At 70.5% G+C, this 17,656-nt stretch carries 17 protein-coding genes; 10 read left to right on the top strand and 7 right to left on the bottom strand.

The window, feature by feature from the left end; all coding sequences use genetic code 11:
- The first annotated feature begins 1 nt into the window (after nucleotide 1).
- Nucleotides 2-2,818, top strand: coding sequence for an NHLP bacteriocin export ABC transporter permease/ATPase subunit (locus SPR02S_RS15180; RefSeq protein ID WP_019057828.1), 2,817 nt, complete (start codon nucleotides 2-4; stop codon nucleotides 2,816-2,818).
- A gap of 25 nt (nucleotides 2,819-2,843) precedes the next feature.
- Here the strand turns inward: SPR02S_RS15180 and SPR02S_RS15175 are convergent, their stop codons facing one another.
- The 3 genes from SPR02S_RS15175 to SPR02S_RS15165 all read right to left on the bottom strand — a co-directional run bounded on the left by SPR02S_RS15175 (nucleotide 2,844) and on the right by SPR02S_RS15165 (nucleotide 4,235).
- A complete protein-coding gene (locus tag SPR02S_RS15175) occupies nucleotides 2,844-3,371 on the bottom strand; it encodes an SRPBCC family protein (protein WP_019057827.1) in 528 nt (175 codons plus the stop codon).
- A gap of 6 nt (nucleotides 3,372-3,377) precedes the next feature.
- The gene (locus SPR02S_RS15170) at nucleotides 3,378-3,725 is read right to left on the bottom strand and encodes an ArsR/SmtB family transcription factor (RefSeq protein ID WP_019057826.1); all 348 of its coding nucleotides are present in this window, start codon (nucleotides 3,723-3,725) and stop codon (nucleotides 3,378-3,380) included.
- Between the two features lie 72 nt (nucleotides 3,726-3,797).
- Complete coding sequence (locus SPR02S_RS15165; protein WP_019057825.1) at nucleotides 3,798-4,235, bottom strand: VOC family protein; 438 nt, start codon at nucleotides 4,233-4,235, stop codon at nucleotides 3,798-3,800.
- Between the two features lie 66 nt (nucleotides 4,236-4,301).
- On the opposite strand from SPR02S_RS15165, the gene SPR02S_RS60165 reads away from it, so the two are divergent.
- Nucleotides 4,302-4,955: a TetR/AcrR family transcriptional regulator gene (locus tag SPR02S_RS60165; RefSeq protein WP_078622901.1), complete on the top strand. Its 654-nt coding sequence runs from the start codon at nucleotides 4,302-4,304 to the stop codon at nucleotides 4,953-4,955.
- On the opposite strand, the gene SPR02S_RS15160 is transcribed toward SPR02S_RS60165, so the two are convergent.
- Nucleotides 4,848-5,780 carry an alpha/beta fold hydrolase gene (locus tag SPR02S_RS15160; protein WP_019057824.1) on the bottom strand — a complete coding sequence of 311 codons (933 nt, stop codon included), beginning with the start codon at nucleotides 5,778-5,780 and terminating at the stop codon, nucleotides 4,848-4,850. The genes SPR02S_RS60165 and SPR02S_RS15160 overlap by 108 nt on opposite strands.
- 123 nt (nucleotides 5,781-5,903) lie before the next feature.
- Between SPR02S_RS15160 and SPR02S_RS15155 the strand changes: the two genes are divergently transcribed.
- Nucleotides 5,904-7,406, top strand: coding sequence for an MFS transporter (locus SPR02S_RS15155; protein WP_019057823.1), 1,503 nt, complete (start codon nucleotides 5,904-5,906; stop codon nucleotides 7,404-7,406).
- A 220-nt stretch (nucleotides 7,407-7,626) separates the two neighbouring features.
- Nucleotides 7,627-8,007, top strand: coding sequence for an STAS domain-containing protein (locus SPR02S_RS15150; protein WP_019057822.1), 381 nt, complete (start codon nucleotides 7,627-7,629; stop codon nucleotides 8,005-8,007).
- A gap of 136 nt (nucleotides 8,008-8,143) precedes the next feature.
- On the opposite strand, the gene SPR02S_RS15145 is transcribed toward SPR02S_RS15150, so the two are convergent.
- Nucleotides 8,144-8,581: a protease inhibitor gene (locus SPR02S_RS15145; protein ID WP_019057821.1), complete on the bottom strand. Its 438-nt coding sequence runs from the start codon at nucleotides 8,579-8,581 to the stop codon at nucleotides 8,144-8,146.
- 359 nt (nucleotides 8,582-8,940) lie between these two features.
- Between SPR02S_RS15145 and abmR the strand changes: the two genes are divergently transcribed.
- From abmR to SPR02S_RS15120, 5 genes are all read left to right on the top strand, one after another.
- Nucleotides 8,941-9,492, top strand: coding sequence for an ATP-binding transcription factor AbmR (gene abmR, locus SPR02S_RS15140; RefSeq protein ID WP_019057820.1), 552 nt, complete (start codon nucleotides 8,941-8,943; stop codon nucleotides 9,490-9,492).
- 203 nt (nucleotides 9,493-9,695) lie between these two features.
- Nucleotides 9,696-11,288: a purine-cytosine permease family protein gene (locus SPR02S_RS15135; protein ID WP_019057819.1), complete on the top strand. Its 1,593-nt coding sequence runs from the start codon at nucleotides 9,696-9,698 to the stop codon at nucleotides 11,286-11,288.
- A complete protein-coding gene (locus tag SPR02S_RS15130) occupies nucleotides 11,288-11,953 on the top strand; it encodes a cyclase family protein (protein WP_019057818.1) in 666 nt (221 codons plus the stop codon). Before SPR02S_RS15135 ends, SPR02S_RS15130 begins: the two co-directional genes overlap by 1 nt.
- Nucleotides 11,954-11,999: 46 nt before the next feature.
- Nucleotides 12,000-12,695: an alpha/beta fold hydrolase gene (locus SPR02S_RS15125; RefSeq protein WP_026150554.1), complete on the top strand. Its 696-nt coding sequence runs from the start codon at nucleotides 12,000-12,002 to the stop codon at nucleotides 12,693-12,695.
- A 48-nt stretch (nucleotides 12,696-12,743) separates the two neighbouring features.
- Nucleotides 12,744-13,721 carry a 2-hydroxyacid dehydrogenase gene (locus tag SPR02S_RS15120; protein WP_019057816.1) on the top strand — a complete coding sequence of 326 codons (978 nt, stop codon included), beginning with the start codon at nucleotides 12,744-12,746 and terminating at the stop codon, nucleotides 13,719-13,721.
- Here SPR02S_RS15120 and SPR02S_RS15115 read toward each other — a convergent pair.
- Nucleotides 13,714-15,354, bottom strand: coding sequence for an RICIN domain-containing protein (locus tag SPR02S_RS15115; protein ID WP_019057815.1), 1,641 nt, complete (start codon nucleotides 15,352-15,354; stop codon nucleotides 13,714-13,716). The two genes, SPR02S_RS15120 and SPR02S_RS15115, sit on opposite strands and share 8 nt — an antisense overlap.
- A 406-nt stretch (nucleotides 15,355-15,760) precedes the next feature.
- The gene (locus SPR02S_RS15110) at nucleotides 15,761-16,636 is read right to left on the bottom strand and encodes an oxidoreductase (protein ID WP_019057814.1); all 876 of its coding nucleotides are present in this window, start codon (nucleotides 16,634-16,636) and stop codon (nucleotides 15,761-15,763) included.
- Nucleotides 16,637-16,778: 142 nt separating this feature from the next.
- Between SPR02S_RS15110 and SPR02S_RS15105 the strand changes: the two genes are divergently transcribed.
- Nucleotides 16,779-17,656: helix-turn-helix domain-containing protein (locus SPR02S_RS15105; RefSeq protein WP_026150551.1), on the top strand; the 878-nt coding region annotated here is incomplete at its 3' end.

The following is a 17,656-nucleotide window of genomic DNA, read 5'->3' as shown; positions in this document are numbered from 1 at the left end:
GATGACGTCCGTTCACGAGGGCGACCTGGTCCTCGGCGCGCTGGGGAACCTGGGCACGCCGATCGACTGCGCCGGATCCAACCGCCTCGACCTCGAAGGCCCGCAGGTGCTGTGGCTGGTCGCGTCGGGCGCCATCGACCTGTTCGCGGTGGACGCCGTACAGCAGGGCCACTGGCACCACCTCGGCCGCCTGGAGGCGGGCTCGCTGCTGCTCGGCCCGGTCACCGGGCCCCAACACACCCTGGTGGCCCGCCCGTTGCGCGACTGCGTGGTGCACCGCATCAACCTGCGCGAGCTGTACCAGGCCGCGGACACCCAGACCTGGTCGTACGACGAGTACGGCAACCCCCAGTACGTGCCCCCGACTTCGAGCCCGCTCGAATACGCCCTCGCCCTCGGCGTCGGCCGCGGCCTCTCCATCCTCTTCCAGGCCCCGATGGCCACCGAACGGGCCGCCGCGCTCACCGACGACGACGTCTTCTGGATGCAAGTCCCGCCGGGCAGCGTGCAGTACGGCTCGGTGTACGGCGCGGAGGCCGCGGCCGATCTGCTGATGGACCCGGCTGTCTGGCAGGGCATGGTCGACCAGCAGTACCGGCTGCTGTCCACGCTGGACAAGTGGATCGAGCAGCTGGAGCGCACCCACGAGACCCGAACCGCCGCTGGGATCAAAGCCGGTGAGGCGGTGCGCGCGCAGGCCGACCGGACGCTGCTGGCGTCGATCGGCAAGTCCTCGGCCCGGCGCACGACGGCCGCGGACGCCGACGCGTCGTACGCGGCCTGCAAGGTGGTCGCCGAGGCGGCCGGCATCACCCTCGCCGAACCCTCCCAGAGCGGCAGCGAGAGCGACCGACTCGACCCGGTCGAGCGAATAGCCCTCGCCTCACGCGTCCGAGTCCGGGCCGTACGGCTCGACGGGCGCTGGTGGCGTGACAACGTCGGCCCACTGGTGGGCCATCGGGCGCTGTCCGGGGCGCCGGTCGCACTGCTCTGGCGACGCGGCGGCTATGTCGCCGCCCATCCGGCGACCGGCCGCGAGACGCCGATCGAGAAGGCGAACGCGGAGGAGTTCGAGCCGCGCGCGGTGATGTTCTACCGCCCGCTGCCCGAACGGCGACTGAGTCCGTTCAGGCTGTTGCGCTTCAGCATGCAGGGCACCGGCAGCGACCTGACGAACCTACTCATCAGCGGGCTGGTGACGGTCGCCATCGGCGCGTTGGTGCCGATCGCGACGGGCAAGGTGCTCGGCGAGTTCGTGCCGAAGGCGCAGACGAACCTGATCGTCCAGGTCTGTCTGGCCGTGATGATCACCAGCGTGGTGGCCGCGGCCTTCATGCTGCTGGAGAACCTCACCATCCTGCGCCTGGAGGGCCGGATCGAGGCAACCCTCCAACCGGCGGTCTGGGACCGGCTGTTGAGGCTGCCGACGAAGTTCTTCACCGAACGCTCGACAGGTGAACTGGCGAGCGCGGCGATGGGCATCAGCTCGATCCGCCGTCTGCTGGCGGGAGTTGGCCCGGTCGTCGCCCAGTCGGTGACGGTCGGCGCCATGAACCTGGGGCTGCTGTTCTGGTACAGCCCCTCGATGGCGCTCGCGGCGATCGGCATGCTCGTGGTGATCGCGGCCGTGTTCCTGAGCCTCGGCCTGTGGCAGGTGCGCTGGCAGCGCAAGCTGGTCGTGCTCAGCAACAAGCTGAACAACCAGGCGTTCCAAACTCTGCGCGGGCTACCGAAGTTGAGAGTGGCGGCGGCCGAGAACTACGCCTACGCGGCCTGGGCGGCCGAGTTCGCGCACAGCCGCGAGCTGCAGCAGAAGGTCGGCCGGATCAAGAACCTCACCACGGTGATGGGCGCGGTGTATCTGCCGGTCTGCACCCTGCTGATGTTCATGCTCCTCGCGGGCCCGGCGCGCGGTTCGATGTCGGCGGCCTCCTTCCTCACCTTCAACACCTCGGTGACGATGCTGCTGACCTCCGTCACCAGCCTCACCGGCGCCTTCGTCTCCGCGGTATCCGCACTCCCCCTCTTCGAGGAGATCAGGCCGGTCCTGGACGCGGCCCCGGAGGTCCGCACCGCGAGCACCCGCCCCGGCCAACTGTCCGGCGCGATCGAGGCCCGCCGGGTCGCCTTCCGCTACGCCGACGACGGCCCCCTCGTCCTCGACGACGTGTCGTTCAGTGTCCGCGCGGGCGAGTTCGTGGCGATCGTCGGCCCCAGCGGCTGCGGCAAGTCCACCCTGCTGCGCCTCCTCATCGGCTTCGACAAACCGGTCTCCGGCAGCGTCCTCTACGACGGCCAGGACCTCGGCGCCCTCGACCAGTCGGCGGTACGACGGCAGTGCGGGGTGGTGCTCCAGCACGCGCAGCCGTTCACCGGTTCCATCCTGGACGTAATCTGCGGCACCGAACCGTTCACACCGGAGGAGGCGATGGCGGCGGCCGAGATGGCCGGGCTCGCCGAGGACATCAAGCGGATGCCGATGGGCCTGCACACCATCGTCTCCGGCAGCGGCGCGGTGTCCGGCGGCCAGCGTCAACGCCTCATGATCGCGCAGGCGTTGATCCGCCGGCCACGCATCCTCTTCTTCGACGAGGCGACCAGCGCCCTGGACAACGAGACCCAGCGCACGGTGATCGAGAGCACCAAAGCCCTCAACGCCACCCGGATCGTCATCGCGCACCGCTTGTCGACCGTGCTCGACGCGGACCGTGTCATCGTCATGGAGGACGGCAAGGTCGCCCAACAGGGCCCGCCCGCACAGCTGTTGGCGGACACGGGCGGGCGGCTGCACGAGCTGGTACGGCGACAGATGGCGTGACGGGTCGACTGGGGCCCGGGGTGCGTCAGTCCAGGCCCGGCACGGCCGCGCCGGAGGGCACCCCGGCCGCCAAGTAGCCGTCGTAGAACGCCTTCCAGGGCACACCCGCACCGGTGTGCGGTCCCGCTACGGCCTCACCTCGAGCCTTCGCGTCCAGCGCGGCCAGGCAGACCTCCCAGCCGGCGCCGTTGCGGGACGCGGTGTCCTCGGCGCCGAGAACGTTCGTGAGCGTGAAGCGGGTGCGCTTCTCCTCGATCTCCTCCAGGTCGAAGTGCAGCTCGTCGCCGCCCCATTCGAAGGACAGGTGCCGGGGCGCGTCGACGGCGATGACCCGGCCGGTCGACTCGGGCATGTTGGGATCGCCGCTGAAGGTGACCGTGCCGCCGGGGCGCAGGTCGAACTCGGCGCGCGACGGGAACCATTGGGCAAGCTCGTCGGGGTCGGTCACGAACTGCCAGACGCGGTCGAGGGGTTGGTCGTAGGTGCGGCTGAAACGGACGGCGGGGCGACCGTCGTCCAGCGTCAGGTACGTGCCGGTGAGGTCGACGGACATGGCGGATCAGTCCTTCGGGGTGGGTTGCGAGGTGTCGTGGTGGTCCGATGTCTCGTCGAGGCGTTGGCCCAGCCTGTCCAGGCTGCGATTCCACAGCTCGCGGTAGGGGGCGAGCCAGGCGTCGAGTTCGGCGATCGGGGCCGGGTCGAGGGCGTAGACACGGCGCTGCGCGTCCTGCCGTACCCGGACCAGGCCCGCGTCCCGCAGCACCCGTAGGTGCTTCGACGTGCTGGGCTGGCTCAGACCGCATGCCTCCACGATCTCGCCGACGGGCCGGGGCCGCTCCAGGAGCAGGCCGACGATGGCCCGCCGGTGGGGATCGGCGAGGGCGGTCCAGAGCGAGGCGTCGGACATGACCCCAATATGCCTCACCAGTTATATTCCGGTCAAGGAATACAGCACCCGGAACCCGGAGCGCACACCCCCTCAGGCGACCGGGCGGCCGTACCCCGCGACATCCCCGTGATCCACCCCGTGCGCCGCCCAGCTGTACAGATGCAGATCGAGGCCGTCCGGGTCGTTGAACACCAGCAGCCAGCCGATCGAGGCCTCGATCACCGGCGAGTGCGGGATGCCGAGGGTGTCGAGGTGGGCGGCCCACGCCTCGATGTCGGCCCGGTCCGGGACCGCGAAGCTGACCGGGTCGAAGCCCTGACAGCCTTGCGCAGCCTGGGAGTTGACGCGCAGGCAGACCATCGAGTCGCCGAGCCCCGGCACCTCCCCCGCCACCCCGCGCACGACTCCGTCCGCGTCCTGGAACTCATACGTGACCTTGAAGCCGAGCACACGGCCGTACCAGTCGCGCGAGCGGTCGAGGTCGGTGACGGGCATCTTCACGTGGTGGATTCCGGCGAGCTCCGGCATGGCTCTCACACTCCTCGCTCATTTCACCGCAGTACGACTGCGCCGATTTCCTCTAGACTCCTCCCCATGCCCGAACCCGTCAACCAGAAGAGGTCCTATCGCTCGGCCAAGCGCGCCGAGGCGGCAGCGACGACCCGCGCCCGCATCCGGGAAGCAGCCGCCCGCCTCTTCACAGAGAACGGATACACGGGCACGCGGATGAAGGAGGTGGCGGCGCTGGCCGGTGTCGGCGAGCGCACGCTGTACGACGCGTTCCCCACCAAGGCGGCCCTGTTCGGACACACCCTGGGCGTCACGCTCGCCGGTGACGAGGAGCCGGTCGCCGTTCCGGAGCGCCCCGAGACCCTGGCCATCCGGGACGAGCCCGACCCCGAGCGCGCGATCGGCCGTGCCGTCGACCAGATGACCAATCTGCTGGAACGCGCCGGTGACCTGATCATGGTGACCGTCGAGGCGGCCGGTGCCGACCCGGACATGCGGGCGTCGGCGGACGCCGGTGCCGCGGCGACGTACGGCGTACATCTCGCTCTGGCCACGGCACTTGAGGAGCGCGGGGCCCTCCGCCCGGGTCTCGACGCGCGCACCGCCGCCGACACGCTCTTCGCCCTCGCCTCACCGCACATGCATCAACTCCTGCGCAGGCACCGAGGTTGGACGCGGGAGGCCTATCGAGTGTGGCTGCGGCGGGTGTTGGTCGCGGAGCTGCTCGGTTCTCACTGAGCAGAGTTCCGGGACGTGACCGTCGCGGCTGTGCATCTGGGTCGCCAACACCCGTACCGCAGCCGCGAATCGGTCCGGGTCGCGCAGGAACTCCATGTGGATGCCGGGGAATTCGACCCACGGCACCCCGATCCAGCGGGCGATCTCGATCGACGGCCGGGCGTAGTACGTACCGCGGTCCTCCGCGCCCGCGCCCAACACCACAGGAAACGGGACCGACTTGAGCGCGGCCTCGTCGGGCCGGAAGCCGGCGAAGCCGGGCCACTCCGTGCCGAAGAGGTGGTCCTGGTTCCCGAGGAACCGCTTCCAGAGGTCGGCCGGCCAGCGGTACGTCCCCTCGCCACGAGTCGTCTCCGCGAACCGGCGACCGGCCGCGGGCGCCCCGCCCTGCTCGTAGAGTGCGGCCAGTTCGGCGAAGAAGCCGCGCCCGGGGTCGCCGTCGGGCAGGACGTTCGCGGCGGGCGGTTCATGGGCGATGAGGCCCGCCATCACCTCGGGGTGCAGTGCGGCCAGCGTGAGGCCGATGATCGCGCCGCCGCTGTTGCCGAAGACCAGCGCCCGACCGCCGGCCAGGCCGTCGATGAGCGCGCGGGCGTCGGCCGCCTGCACGGCGGGTTCCATCGGCGCCGGTGACCTGCCGGAACTCCGCGAGTTGCCGCGTCGGTCGTACGAGATCACCATGAATGCGTCGGAAAGGATCTCGGCGACGCCGTCGTAGTAGCCGGCGTCTCCCCCGGCCCCGCTGATCATCAACAGTGCCGGGCCGGTGCCGCGTACCTCGTAGTACAGCCCGGCTCCATCGACCTCGAAGACGCCACTGCGCATGCCTGCTCCCCGTCCTCAGCGAAACGTTGCCGTTTCGCTGAAAGTGCTCTAGTCTCCATGTGTACGAAACCGTTTCGTTTACGTTTTGGTAAACCCCGAACGACTTCCCTGGAGTGGTTCCCGATGTCCCAGAAGACATTGACCGAAGACACCCGGTCGGGTGCCGGGGAGGCGCAGTCCGCGTCCTCCTCCAAGCGGTGGTGGATCCTCGCGATCGTCGCCGTAGCGCAGTTGATGGTGGTCCTCGACGCCACCATCGTGAACATCGCCCTGCCGTCGGCCCAGAAGGACCTCGGCTTCTCCGACGGCAACCGGCAGTGGATCGTCACCGCGTACGCCCTGGCGTTCGCCTCCCTGCTGCTGCTCGGCGGTCGCATCGCCGACCTGTTCGGCCGCAAGACCGCCTTCCTCGCCGGTGTCGTCGGATTCGCCGCCGCCTCAGCCCTCGGCGGCGCCGCCACCAGCTTCGAGATGCTGGTCACCGCACGCGCCCTCCAGGGCGTCGCGGGCGCACTGCTCGCGCCGGCCGCACTGTCCCTGCTCAACACGACGTTCACCGACGCCCGCGAGCGCGCCCGGGCCTTCAGCGTCTACGGCGCCATCGCCGGCGCCGGTGGTGCGGTGGGCCTGCTGCTCGGCGGTGTGCTGACCGACGCCTTCGACTGGCGCTGGACGCTCTACGTGAACGTGGCCATCGCCTTCGTCGCCTTCGCGGGCGGCTGGGTCCTGCTCAGCAACCACCGCGACGCCGCGGGCTCCAAGCTGGACGTGCCGGGGACGGTCCTGGTCGCCGGTGGTCTCTTCTCCCTCGTCTACGGCTTCTCCAACGCCGAGACGCACGACTGGAGTTCGCCGCAGACCTGGGGCTTCCTGATCGTGGGCGTCGTACTGCTCGCCGCCTTCGCCTGGTGGCAGAACCGCGCCGCGCACCCGCTGCTGCCGCTGCGCATCCTGCTCGACCGCGACCGGGGCGCCTCGTTCCTCGCCGTACTCATCACCGGTGCGGGCATGTTCGGCGTGTTCCTCTTCCTCACCTACTACCTCCAGCTGAACCTCGGCTTCAGCCCCACCAAGACCGGTGTCGCGTTCCTGCCGATGATCGGCGCCCTGATGGTCATGGCGCAGCTCGGCACCACGATGCTCGTGCCGCGGCTCGGCCCGAAGGTCGTCATCCCGCTGGGCTTCGCCATCGCCATGGTCGGCATGGCCTGGCTGACCGACATCGGGACCAGCTCGTCCTACGCGACCCATGTCCTGCCGCAGCTGATCGTGATCGGCGCCGGTCTCGGCATGGTGATGCCGCCCGCGATGCAGCTCGCCACGGGCGGCGTCGCCGCCGAGGACGCGGGTGTCGCCTCGGCGACGGTCAACGCCATGCAGCAGGTGGGCGGTTCGATCGGTACGGCGCTGCTGAACACGCTGGCCGCGAGCGCCGCGACCGACTACCTGGCCGGGAAGGACGCGTCCAGCAAGCTGGTCCAGGCGCAGGCGACGATCGAGAGCTACACCACCGCGTTCTGGTGGTCGGCGGGCTTCTTCGCCGCGGGCACGGTGATCGCGTTCGTGCTCTACCGTCGCGGGGTTCCGCAGCAGGACGTGGACGCCGCACCGGTCGTCCACATGTGATCGGCTCCGCCCGAACCTGAGCCGCACAGACCGAGGGGCCGCCGTCCGCAGGGAGACGGCGGCCCCTCTTCGCTGCCCTATTGACAGAAAGTCAACCTTTCTGACAGAAGTTCACCATGTCGAGTGAACCAGATCTTGCAAACGGCGTGTCGGGGATGCTCGGGGCTCCTCCGGGGTAACTACCGAGACCGAATGCGCCCCGTGCCGAGGTGGAGCGGCCATGACAGCGGAAGCGGACGAACGCGACAGTCCCGCGGCCAACTCCTGTGCCCGTACGCGGTCCAGGGGCCCCTTCACGGTGGTCGAGGTCTCGGGCGAGATCGACATGGCGACGGCCGACCTCGTCGTAGAACATCTGGACGCCGCGACGGCGGTCCCGGAGCCCGACGTGCTGGTGGATCTGCGGCCCGTCGAGTTCTTCGACTGCTCGGGGCTGCGGGTGCTGTGCCGGGCCGAGCGGCGGGCCAGGGAACGCGGCGGGCGGTTGCGTGTGGTGTCCGACGGGCCGCGTATCGACCGGCTGTTACGTGCCTCGGGGTTGCTCGGCCGTTTTCCGCCGCTGCGTGTGCTGCCCGCGCAGGCCGAGCGGCGGGAACGATGACAGGGGCCGGCACGGGCGACCCCACATCGCCCGGCCGACCCCTGGATGCGGGACCGCAGTACTCCGTGACAGGGGCACGCGCTCCCCAGCTACGGACCCTCCCTGGTGCTCACGGAGACCGTGCGGTCCCGGCCTCTCAGAACGTGAAGACGCCTCCGTATCCGTAGGAGTCCTTCACGCACTCGTTGGAGAAGACGCGCTCGTAGGAGACGCGTCTGCCCTGCCAGACACCGTCGATGGTGACGACGACGGGGCGGTAGAGCTTGTTGCAGAGCACGTCGTCCCGGGCCGTGAGGGCGTCGAAGTCGCCCCCGACGCCGCGCAGTTCGGCGCAGGCCTCGGCGGCGGCCGGGTGGGTGCCGGAGGAGGTGGGCGCGCAGGTGAGGGTCACCGCGCGTTCCGGTGTGGCGAGGGCGGCGTCATCGCCATGGCCCATGGTGAGCACCAGGGCCGAGGGGGCGTAGAGCACGGCCGGGCCGGCTCCGTGGGCGGCGAGGGCGGACCCGGTCAGGGGTCCGCAGACGGCGGTGGCCGTCAGACCCAGGGTCGCTGCCCAGCGCGCGGTGTTCCGCATTGTGTGCATCCTTCCGCTCGGTACGAACCGATCACGAAACGATCGGCTCGAGGAGGTGCCGGCCCCGCTCGGTCGGTGCTGGACCGGCGGGCGCCACTCTGCCGAGTCCGTCACGGAAACTCACATCCCACCCACAGGTTTCAGTAACCTTGCGTGTTGAATCAGTGGCGCGAAGTCACAGAATTCGAACGCGCGAACCCCGCAACCACGGGGTTCTTGATCGCCGAATCAGGTCGGATGGCCGGTTTACCCCTGCTCGCCAATCGTCCTGAAACAGTCCCGAAACATTCCGCTTCAGCTCTCGGCGCACTCCGCCGCAGCCCCTTGCGTTCGTTCCGCTCACGAGTAATCGTCATTACATGATTACGACAGAGCAGCAGGAGAAGCTTCGCGGCTGGTTCACCGGCCGTCTGCCCGACGACCTGTTCGAGGAGCTGGTCGAGGTCACGGTCGACCGCGAGGAGGTCACGGTCATCGGCCGCATCCCCGCGCCCAAGCTCGCCGAGGGCGTCTCGGACGCCGAGCAGGAGGCGGCCGTCCAGGGCCGGGTCCAGGAGTTCCGCGAGCGCACCCGGGAGACCCGGATCGCCCTCGCCCGCGAGGCCGAGCACCGGTTCCGCAGGAAGGTCTCGTGGGGTGTGGAGTGCGCCGGAGAACGCTCCTTGTTCACGCACATCTCCGCGCCCGTCATGACCCGGCTGCGCCAGCCCGAGCGCCAGGTCCTCGACACGCTCATCGCCGCCGGCGTGGCCCGCAGCCGCAGTGACGCGCTCGCCTGGTGCGTCCGCCTCGTCCAGCGCCACACCGACGACTGGCTCAGCGAACTGCGCGACTCCCTGGAACACGTCCAACGGGTCCGCGCCCAGGGCCCCGACGCCGAACCGGAGGACGCCCCGGGCGACAGCGCATAGGCACACTGGTGGATGATTCCTCCACCCACGGCACGGAAGATGGATGAACCGTCCTCTGGTGCGGGTGTCACGGCCGGCCATAACGTCGGCAGACCCCCTGAGGACGGCATCCGTGCACCCCGCCCACCCCGCGCGCGTGCACGGCCGTCCCCTCCGCCACCGCGCTACAACGCGCTCCACCGCCGTCCCCCGCTGGAGCCCCCTTGTCCTCGCAGCCCGCCTCCGCCCCCTCCCCCGCCGCGCCGAGCCAGTCCCTGACCGAGGTCGAGACCTACGGCGTAGAGCGCATCCCCGACGCGGACCGCACGGCCACCCCGCTCGACCTGTTCCGGGTCGCGTTCGGCGGTGCCAACACGTTCTCCACCTGCGTGCTGGGTGCCTTCCCGATCCTGTTCGGCCTCTCCTTCTGGCAGGGCCTCGCGGCCACGCTCCTGGGAGTCGTCGTCGGCGCGCTGATCCTGTGCCCGATGGCGGTGTTCGGCCCGGTCAACGGCACGAACAACGCCGTCGCCTCCTCCGCGCACCTGGGCGTGCACGGCCGGGTCGTCGGCTCGTTCCTGTCCCTCCTCACGGCGGTCGCGTTCTTCTCCATCTCGGTGTGGAGCTCCGGCGACGCCCTGGTCGGCGGCGCGCACCGCCTGTTCGGCCTGGAGCAGAGCACGCTCTCCTACGTCCTCGCGTACGCGCTGTTCGCGGTCCTGGTCCTCGCGGTCTGTGTCTACGGCTTCCGGTTCATGCTGTTCATCAACAAGATCGCCGTGCTGTCCGCGACGGTCCTGTTCCTGCTCGGCGCGATCGCCTTCGCCGGTGACTTCGACCCGTCGTACGCCGGAGTCTTCACGTCCTCGGCGGACGCGGCGACCCAGTCGCTGTTCTGGCCGTCGTTCATCGGCGCGGCCCTGATCGTGCTCTCCAACCCGGTCTCCTTCGGCGCGTTCCTCGGCGACTGGTCGCGCTACATCCCGGCGAACACCCCGCGCCGCAAGGTGGTCGGGGCCGCGTTCCTCTCGCAGATCGCGACCCTCCTGCCCTTCGTCTTCGGCCTGGCGACCGCGAGCATCATCGCCACGAAGGCCCCCAAGTACGTCGACCCGGCCGCCCCGAACTTCGTGGGCGGGCTCCTCGCGATCTCGCCGAGCTGGTTCTTCCTGCCGGTCTGTCTGCTGGCCCTGATCGGCGGCATGTCGACGGGCACGACCTCGCTCTACGGCACCGGGCTCGACTTCTCGTCGGTGTTCCCGCGGCTGTCGCGGGTGCAGGCGACGTTCCTGGTCGGTGTGCTGTCGATCGCGTTCATCTTCGTCGGGCGCTTCGGCTTCGACCTCGTCCAGTCGATCTCCACCTTCGCCACGATGATCATCACCTGTACGACACCGTGGATGGTCGTGATGATGCTGGGCTTCTACACCCGGCGCGGCTGGTACGACCCGGACGCGCTCCAGGTCTTCAACCGCCGTCAGCGCGGCGGGCGTTACTGGTTCGCGCACGGCTGGAACTGGCGCGGCATGACCGCCTGGTGGGTGGCCGCCGTGGTCGGTGTGCTGTTCACCAACATCCCGGGGCAGTTCGTCGGCCCGCTCGGCGACCTGGCCAACGGCGTGGACATCAGCCTGCCGTTGTCGCTCGCCGTGGCCGCCGTGCTGTTCCTGGGCCTGCTCCGACTGTTCCCCGAACCGCGGGCCGCGTACGGGCCGGAGGGCGCGCGGCTGGCCCGTACCATCAAGGTGCCGGTGCCGCCGATCACCGGCCCCGGAGCGGAGGCCGAGGCGCCCGCACCGGCCGCCGCGAGCAGCTGATGCCTGGCTGGATCGACCTGTCGGTGCCCGTGGTCACCGGGATGCCCGTGTATCCCGGTGACCCGGACGTCGAGGTCTCCCCCGCGCTGCGCGCACCCCGGGACGGCGTCAACGTCCTTCAGCTGCACATGGGTTCGCAGTCGGGCACGCATGTCGACGCCCCCTACCACATGGACGACGCGTGGCCCCGCCTCGACGAACTGCCCCTGGAGCGCTTCGCCGGGCACGCGGTGGTGGCGGACGTACGAGGGCTGCCGGCCCGGGCGCCGATCACGCTCGAGCTACTGGCGCCGGCGCTGCGGCAGTTGAGGCCCGGGTCCCTCGTCCTGCTGGCCACGGGCTGGTCGGCGTACTGGGGCAGCGATCACTACCTCGCCCACCCGTGGCTCACCCCGGAGGCTGCGGAGGCCCTCGTCGCGGCCCGCGTCCGTACGGTCGCGGTCGACGCGCTGAGTGTCGATCCGACGCCCCAACCGGGCGACGCTACGGCCGACTTCGGGCTGCCCGCCCATCGTGTGGTGTGCGGCGCGGGCGGGGTGATCGCCGAGAACCTCACCGGGCTCGATCAGGTGATGGGCCTCCCGGACGTGGAACTTTTCCTGTTCCCGCTGCGGCTGCCGGGGGCGGACGGTGCGCCGGTACGGGCCGTCGCGCGGGCGGTCTGATCGCTCCGGGAAGGCCGTTGTCAGACCCGACGGTTACGTTGGGACCATGACTCAATTCGTGGTGGTGGCAGGCGCGTGGCTCGGTGCGTGGGCGTGGGACGAGGTGGTGCCCGAGCTGCGCGGGGCAGGGCACGAGGTGCATGCGCTGACCTTGTCCGGGCTCGCGGAGAAGCGGGGGGTTGCGGCCGGGCAGCAGACCCATGTCCAGGACATCGTCGACGAGATCGAGCGCCTCGATCTACGGGACGTCGTCCTGGTCGGACACAGCTACTCCGGTGTGCCCACTGGCCAGGCGGCCGAGCGGATCGGCGACCGGCTGGCCAGGGTGGTGTTCGTCGACTCGAACGTGCCGGTCGACGGGAAGTCGTTCCTGGACAGCTTCCCGAGCGACTTCATCAGAAAGTCCCTCGCCGAGAACGGCGGAGTCTGGCCGCCCTTGGACCCGGCCGACTACGCCGGTCAGGGCCTCACGGACGAGCAGATCGCCCGCATAGTCACCGACGGCACCCCGCACCCGGGTGCCACTCTCACCGAACCGGCAGTCCTGGCCCACCCGTTGGGCGACCTCCCGGCCACCTACGTCAAGTGCCTGCTCGACGGTGACGAGTTGCCGACCCCGGCGGACGAACTGGTCGCGAGCGGGCGCTGGGAGCTGGTCCGGATGGACACGGGCCACTGGCCGATGTTCTCCCAGCCGCGTGAACTGGCCCGCGTCCTGGTCGAGTCGGCCACCCGGTCCTGACGCACGCGCGGACCCGTACCTGTCTCCCCCACCCGACAAGGATTCCGCATGCCCCGCACGAAGAATGTCCTGGCCGTCGTCCCACCCCACATGGGCGGCCGCAAGGCGGGAGCCGGCCTCGCGACGCTGCTGCCCGACGGGGTGGACGTCAGCGTCGTCGAGACCGTCGACGAGGACCCGCAGGCTCTGCGCGCGGCGCACGTCGTCATCACCGCGCTCTCCCCGGTGACCGCCGAACACCTCGCCGCCGCACCGGAGTTGGAGCTCGTCCAGTGCGCGAGTCACGGCTTCGACTACGTCGACCTGGACGCCGCCCGCGCCCAAGGGGTCGTCGTCTGCACCATCGGTTCCAGCGGCGCCGAGGCGCAGAACGTGGCCGAGCAGACCTTCGCCCTGATGCTGGCGTTGGCCAAGCAGATCGTCCCCGCGCACACCGCACTCGTCGAGGGCGACTGGGCACTCCCCCGCCTGCAGCGCTCCCTGACCGAGCTGTCCGGCAAGACGCTCGGCATCGTGGGGCTGGGCGCCATCGGGCAGCAAGTCGCCCGCAGGGCAGCCGCGTTCGATATGACCGTCGTCTACGCCGGCCACCGCCCCGTCCCCGAGGAGACCACAGCCCGGTTCGGTGGCCCCCGGCACGTCCCGCTCGACGAGCTGCTGCGCCTCTCCGACTACGTCACCCTGCACGCGCCGCTCACCGCCGAGACCCGGCACCTCCTGGACGCGGAGCGGCTCGCGCTGCTCAAGCCGACCGCGTTCGTGATCAACACCGCGCGGGGCGCCCTGATCGACCAGGACGCCCTCGCGGACGCGCTTGAAGCGGGCGCCCTCGCGGGTGCCGGCCTGGACGTCTTCGACCCCGAACCGCCCACCCCGGCCCTGCGGTTGCTCAAGGCCCCGAACGTGGTGCTCTCGCCGCACGTCGGCGGTGTGACCCGGGAGACGGTGCTCCGGATCGCGCTGGCCGCCGTGCAGAACGCCACCGGTTACCTGACCGGCAAGTCGCCGGGTGATGTGGTCAGTTGATCCGGTCCGCGATCTTCGCGGGGCGCGGTGACGGGGCTCCCGTGCCGGTGATCGACAGCGAACCGGGGCTGGCCGTCACCGAGTCGGTCAGCCAGCGCTGTGCGGTGGAGCCGTCGCGGACCTTGAGGACGATGTCGGCGCCCGGGCCCTCGCTCGTGGAGGTGAGCGCGAGCTGCGAGTTCCAGCGGGGCAGTAACTCGCCCTGCACGGTGAGGTCGTAGCGGACATCGTCGCCACGCTTGGCCTTCGCATCGGCACACGTGCCAAGGACGACGACACCGGCGTCCGCGTGCGAGTCCAGGCACAGCCCGGGGCTCGCCACACTGCGCAGCAGCCCGTCGGTGTCGTACGACCACTCCTGGGTCCGCGCCGAGGAGCAGGCGGCCAGGCTGGTGCCGGTGCCGGCCTTCGCGGTGCCCCGGATGTCGAGGCACAGGTCGGCTGCGGCGTTGCGCAGTCTCGTGCGCTGGGGTGCGGCGGGGAGCCGGGCCGTGCCGGGGGCCGATGACGACACGGGTCCGGAGCCGGTGCGGGCGGTGCTGGAGGCGACCGGACCGGCGCTGCCGTCGTGGTCCGGCCACAAGCCGACGGCGAGCGCGATCGCGACGACGCCCGCGCCGACCAGTCCGACGCCGACGAACAGCGATCTGGACGACCGGGCCGCCCTGGCCGCGCGCGCCGCGTCGACGACACGGCGGCCGGGTGCGGGGATCCGGGACAGCAGCCGGTGCCGCCCCGTGCCGCCGCCGGTGTGCCCGCCGTGCTTGGAGGCGGCCCTGGTCCGGGTGTCGGCCCGGCCGCGGCCGGGTCGTGACGCGAGGTAGGGGCGGGCTCCCCAGCCGAGTACCGCCTCGGCGAGAAGGACTCCCAACCCGCCTTCGAAATAGCTGAGTTGTTCGGCGGCGAAACGGCAGTAGCGGCACTGGTCGAGATGCTGCTGGACATCCGGCAGCAGTGCGCCGCCGCGCCGAATCGGGACGTCGAGGAGACGGTTGTAGAAGCGGCAGTCCGGGGTCGGCGCGAGTTCCCGGTGGGCGCGTACACAGCCTTCGCGGAATTTTTCGTGCGCCTGCTGGAGAGCGGCCGACGCGTTCTCGGTATCCATGCCGAGCAGAGCCGCCGGGACGGTTATCGACTCGGCCTCGACCTCGGTGTGCCACAGCAGACACTGGGCGAACGGCGGAAGAGTCTGGAAAGACCGCTCGGCGAGCTTGCGATTTTCGGAGGTCATGGACTTCGCGGCCCGCATGGCGCGGCCCCCGGAGGGTTTCTCCAGGTCCGGCAGAACACTGGATATTCGCTCTTCCACGGCCCACTCGCGGATCGTGTCGCGCACCGTCAGCAGCAGCCGGGGCCGCAGTGCCACACCGTCTTCGCCGAACGTCAGCCGGTCGAACACCCGATGGAAGGCGGCCGCGGCGGCCATGGCGGGCACGGTCCCCTCCGCGGCGAGACAGATCCCCGCGTAATCCTGGACCGGCCGCCAGTGCCGCGCCATGAGCAGCGCGACGGAATGAGCGGCCTCGCCCTCCGGACGGCCCCGCAGCCGGGCGGCCAGGGTCTCGTCCGATTCCTCGGGGGCCCCGCCGTCCGGCGGCGGGTAAGGAGGACGAGGGGGAGGCGGGATGGACACGGAGTGGATTCCTCGGATTCGGTTCATCAACAGGTCAATGAGCCCCGGGCATTACCCCCGCGCGGGTGTTTCACCCTTGCACAACCCACCGAACCCAACAAGGCACTTGGGTAACTTCCACCTCGTTGAAAGAAAGTCAGATGCGGTGACAACTCGGTTCACTTGCACCGGCTTTCGATTTGCCATGCGCCCCGTGTGAACCATGCGCACACGCCGGTGCGTCACGCACGCTCCCGGCACACGACTCACCGCGGTCCACTGGGTTCGGCCCTTCTCGAAGGCCACGCGCTGGACGGCGGCTCTCCCGCGCCAAACGGCCGCCGACCTTGCTCCTCCCGCCCTCGGTCGGCGGCCCCGAGGGCGGGGGCGGCCCACCCCCGCCCTCCCCGCATCAAGCCACGGCTGATCAGGCCGCGGCCCCACCGATGGTGTCGAGGTCGGTGATCGCGTCGGCGGGCAGCACCAGGTCCGCGGCGGCGATGTTGTCCCGCAGATGGGCACGGGACGAGGTGCCGGGGATCAGAGCGATGGTGGCCGAGCGCTGCAACAGCCAGGCCAGGGCGACCTGTTGGGCCGAGGCGTCCAGCCGGGCGGCGACATCGGTGAGGGTCCGCGACTGCAGCGGGGTGAAGCCGCCGAGCGGGAAGTACGGGGCGAACGCGATGTTCTCCGCGGCGCACCGCTCGACGAGGGCGTCGTCCTCCCGGTTGGCCAGGTTGTACAGGTTCTGCACGGTGACGACCGGCGCGATGGCCTGGGCCTCGGTCAGCTGGTCGGCGGAGACCGTGCTGACCCCGAGGTGCCGGATCAGCCCGGCCTTCTGCAGTTCGGCCAGCGCACCGAACTCCTCCCCGATCGGCTCCTCGTCGGCGCCGTGATCGGAGCCGACCCGCAGGTTCACCACGTCCAGCGCGTCGAGCCCGAGGTTGCGGAGGTTGTCGTACACCTGGGCCTTGAGGTCCTCGGGATGCCGGGACATGATCCAGCTGCCGTCGGGGCCGCGCCGGGCGCCGACCTTGGTCACGAGGTGCAGGTCGTCCGGGTAGGGGTGGAGGGCCTCCCGGATGATCTCGTTGACGACGACGGGGCCGTAGAAATCACTGGTGTCGATGTGGGTGATGCCCCGCTCGACGGCCTCCCGGAGGACGGCAACCGCCTCGGCGCGGTCCTTCGGCGGGCCGAAGACACCGGGGCCGGCCAGCTGCATGGCGCCGTATCCCATGCGGGTGAGGGTGAGGCCCTCGGCGGGGGTGAGGGTGCCGCCGGAGACGGTGTCGGCCATGATGGCGCGCCTTTCGGTAGGTGATGCGGGGTGCGTCCTGCCATCGACTCTGCGCCTGTCCCGGCCGGGCAGGCAGTACCCGGATGTTCCTGGTAGTGGCAGGGATACTCACCTGCCGGGATTCGGACCTACGGTGGTGGGTGTGGACAGCAAGAACGCGCTCGGTGAGTTTCTGCGGGCCCGCCGGGAGCGGGTCCGGCCCGAGGACGTGGGCCTGAGCGGTGGCGGGCTGCGCCGGGTGCCGGGGTTGCGCCGGGAGGAGGTCGCCCTGCTGGCCGGTATCAGCTCCGACTACTACCTGCGGCTGGAGCAGGGCCGTGACCGCAACCCCTCCGTGCAGGTGCTGGAGGCGCTGGCCCGGGTGCTGCGCCTGGACGCCTCCGCGACCGCCCATCTGCTGAGCCTCGCGCAGCCGGAGCGGCCGGCCGTGTCCCGCAGACGGGCCAGGCGGCCCGAGGCGGTACCGGTGAGCGTCCGCGAGCTGCTGGACACCTGGTCCGGGCACCCGGCGTATGTGCAGAACCGGTTCACGGACTGCCTCGCGGCCAACGCGCTGTGCCGGGCGCTCTCCCCGAACTACACGCCGGGCGTGAACCTGCTGCGGGCGGTGTTCCTCGACCCCGCCGAGCGTGAACTGCGCCGCGACTGGGGGGAGTTGACCGCCGAGGGCGTGGCGACCCTGCGCGGTCACATCGGGCCCGACGTCGACGATCCCCGGCTGGTGGAGCTGGTGGGTGAGCTGTCGGTGCGCAGTGACCGCTTCCGGCTGCTGTGGAGCCGCCACGAGGTACGGCCCATGCTCGGCCGGACCAGTCTCCTCAGCCATCCGCTCGTCGGCGACTTCGAGCTGCGGTCGAACAAGTTCGAGATCCCCGGCACGAACGGTCTGAGCGTGGTCGTCTTCCACGCCGAGCCGGGCAGCCGCAGCGCGGAACTGCTGGGGCTGCTGGGCAGCCTGACGGCGTCCGGCGCGACGCCCTGGCGGGAGGATTCACGGGCCGCGTCCGAGGCGACGCCCTC

This window comes from Streptomyces prunicolor NBRC 13075 (assembly GCF_000367365.1).
Lineage (GTDB): Bacteria > Actinomycetota > Actinomycetes > Streptomycetales > Streptomycetaceae > Streptomyces > Streptomyces prunicolor.
This window is presented reverse-complemented; position numbering and strand designations above follow the sequence as displayed.

What these genes read in the sequence shown, in the direction of transcription:
- SPR02S_RS15180 (WP_019057828.1), top strand. Translation starts at nt 2, where the DNA reads ATGACGTCCGTTCACGAGGGCGACCTGGTCCTCGGCGCGCTGGGGAAC.
- SPR02S_RS15175 (WP_019057827.1), bottom strand. Translation starts at nt 3,371, where the DNA reads ATGTCCGTCGACCTCACCGGCACGTACCTGACGCTGGACGACGGTCGC.
- SPR02S_RS15170 (WP_019057826.1), bottom strand. Translation starts at nt 3,725, where the DNA reads ATGTCCGACGCCTCGCTCTGGACCGCCCTCGCCGATCCCCACCGGCGG.
- SPR02S_RS15165 (WP_019057825.1), bottom strand. Translation starts at nt 4,235, where the DNA reads ATGCCGGAGCTCGCCGGAATCCACCACGTGAAGATGCCCGTCACCGAC.
- SPR02S_RS60165 (WP_078622901.1), top strand. Translation starts at nt 4,302, where the DNA reads ATGCCCGAACCCGTCAACCAGAAGAGGTCCTATCGCTCGGCCAAGCGC.
- SPR02S_RS15160 (WP_019057824.1), bottom strand. Translation starts at nt 5,780, where the DNA reads ATGCGCAGTGGCGTCTTCGAGGTCGATGGAGCCGGGCTGTACTACGAG.
- SPR02S_RS15155 (WP_019057823.1), top strand. Translation starts at nt 5,904, where the DNA reads ATGTCCCAGAAGACATTGACCGAAGACACCCGGTCGGGTGCCGGGGAG.
- SPR02S_RS15150 (WP_019057822.1), top strand. Translation starts at nt 7,627, where the DNA reads ATGACAGCGGAAGCGGACGAACGCGACAGTCCCGCGGCCAACTCCTGT.
- SPR02S_RS15145 (WP_019057821.1), bottom strand. Translation starts at nt 8,581, where the DNA reads ATGCGGAACACCGCGCGCTGGGCAGCGACCCTGGGTCTGACGGCCACC.
- abmR (WP_019057820.1), top strand. Translation starts at nt 8,941, where the DNA reads ATGATTACGACAGAGCAGCAGGAGAAGCTTCGCGGCTGGTTCACCGGC.
- SPR02S_RS15130 (WP_019057818.1), top strand. Translation starts at nt 11,288, where the DNA reads ATGCCTGGCTGGATCGACCTGTCGGTGCCCGTGGTCACCGGGATGCCC.
- SPR02S_RS15125 (WP_026150554.1), top strand. Translation starts at nt 12,000, where the DNA reads ATGACTCAATTCGTGGTGGTGGCAGGCGCGTGGCTCGGTGCGTGGGCG.
- SPR02S_RS15120 (WP_019057816.1), top strand. Translation starts at nt 12,744, where the DNA reads ATGCCCCGCACGAAGAATGTCCTGGCCGTCGTCCCACCCCACATGGGC.
- SPR02S_RS15110 (WP_019057814.1), bottom strand. Translation starts at nt 16,636, where the DNA reads ATGGCCGACACCGTCTCCGGCGGCACCCTCACCCCCGCCGAGGGCCTC.